This is a genomic window from Leuconostoc sp., assembly GCF_965300815.1.
This window is the reverse complement of sequence record NZ_CBDKZH010000168.1, coordinates 1-1,916: the sequence shown is the minus strand read 5'-3', so window position 1 is coordinate 1,916 and position 1,916 is coordinate 1. Positions and strand designations below refer to the sequence as shown.

2 protein-coding genes are annotated in these 1,916 nt (G+C 49.5%); both read left to right on the top strand.

What is annotated here, in order from left to right; all coding sequences use genetic code 11:
• The first annotated feature begins 103 nt into the window (after window positions 1-103).
• Window positions 104-1,171 carry a 3-dehydroquinate synthase gene (gene aroB / locus ACW12G_RS07730; RefSeq protein WP_455647690.1) on the top strand — a complete coding sequence of 356 codons (1,068 nt, stop codon included), beginning with the start codon at window positions 104-106 and terminating at the stop codon, window positions 1,169-1,171.
• Window positions 1,172-1,214: 43 nt separating this feature from the next.
• Window positions 1,215-1,916: chorismate synthase (aroC, locus tag ACW12G_RS07725; RefSeq protein WP_455647689.1), on the top strand; the 702-nt coding region annotated here is incomplete at its 3' end.

Genomic DNA, 1,916 nt, shown 5'->3' with positions numbered 1-1,916 from the left:
CCAGCAGAATTTAGCGCATTAGCGGACAAAGCGCGTCGGGTGCGTGAGGTTGTGCAAGCTGATTTATTGGCGCAATGATATGGCATGTGAGAAAGGAAAGATCATGACGACTGTAACTGTCAATGTTAGCCAACAGGCTTATGACGTTAAAATTGATGATAATAACCACACGCGCATTGGCGACGAAGTCGCAGCCGTTTGGTCACCACGGCAAATCGCTCTAATTACTGATAGTCATGTTGGGCCACTTTATTTAGCCGATACGACACGCCAACTCGAAGCGGCCGGCTTTCATGTTTTACCACTCGAAGTGCCGGCTGGCGAACAATCAAAATCGCTCCAAGTTGCCGGTGATCTAATAAGCGCCCTGGCCGAGCATGGATTTACCCGCAGTGACGGGGTGGTGGCGTTAGGTGGTGGCGTGATTGGTGATTTAGCTGGCGTGGTAGCATCACTGTATATGCGTGGCATTGCCTATATTCAAATTGCAACCTCGTTGACGGCGCAAGTGGATTCATCAGTTGGTGGTAAAACTGCTGTCAATTTAGGCGCAACCAAAAATATTGCTGGCACTTTTTATCAACCTGACTTGGTCTTAGTTGATCAGACTTACTTAGCTACTTTGCCGGATCGTGATTTAGTGGAAGGCTATGCGGAAGTGGTGAAAACGGCTGCGTTAGCCGGAGCTGAATTTTTTGATTTGACGGGTAAGATTCGGAGCATCCCAGATATTCGCACCCATGCGCAAGCATTATCAGCCCGCGCCATTGCTTACAAAGCAGCGGTCGTGATGGCGGATGAAAAAGAAGCCGGGCAGCGGCAGTTCCTCAACTTTGGCCACACGTTAGGTCATGCGATTGAATTACTGGCACATGGGGATCTGCGACATGGTGAAGCAGTGGCGATTGGTATGATGGCGTTGACTGAACGCATGGCGCGCGACGGCGTTTCGCCAGTTGATCTTGTCCCAGCATTACAATCTCGATTAACGGCAGTTGGTCTGCCAATTACCTCTGATTTGCTAGGCACACCAGCCTTCTTTGACCGATTGGTTAATGATAAGAAAAATCATGCCGGTACTTTGAACCTGGTTGCGCTCGCTGAGGTTGGGCAACCTGTTATTGTGCCCAAAGCGTTATCCGCCATGCCGGAATTTATGGCATCAATTTGATTTGAAAGGAATTGCGCCTGTGGGCGCAACATATAATAAGACGATGAGATATACAACTGCTGGCGAAAGCCATGGCCCAGAAGAAATTGCTGTGATTGAAGGGATTCCTGCCGGCTTACATCTTACCCAAGAAGACATTAATGAACAACTTGCACGGCGCCAACGCGGGTATGGTCGGGGTGAGCGTCAAAAGATTGAAACAGACACGGTCACTTTTTTAACAGGGGTGCGGCATCAGTACACGCTTGGTTCACCAATCACTTTAAATGTGCACAATGATGATCACAATAACTGGTCAAAAATTATGGCGCCTAACACGCCGGCTACACCGGAAAATACGCTCCGGAAAGTATTGCGACCAAGACCAGGTCATGCTGATTTGGTGGGGGGGATCAAATACCGCCACCATGATGATTTGCGCAACGTATTGGAACGTTCTTCTGCCCGAGAAACGACCATGCGCGTGGCGGTCGGTGCCGTAGCCAAGAAACTATTGGCTGAAATAGGCGTGGATGTCCATGGTTTTGTGGTCAATGTTGGGCCAGCTAAATCTGATTTGAGCCAGTTAACCCAGTATCATGACTTACAAGCTTTACGTGAGGTCACGGAAAGCTTTGAAACCCGCGCCCTTGACGCTGCAGCTGATGCGGCGATTCGTGACGTGATTGATAAAACAAAACGCGATGCCAACACGGTCGGCGGTCAGGTCCAAGTCATTGCAACAGGCATGCCAGTTGGTTTGGGG

What these genes read in the sequence shown, in the direction of transcription:
- aroB (WP_455647690.1), top strand. Translation starts at nt 104, where the DNA reads ATGACGACTGTAACTGTCAATGTTAGCCAACAGGCTTATGACGTTAAA.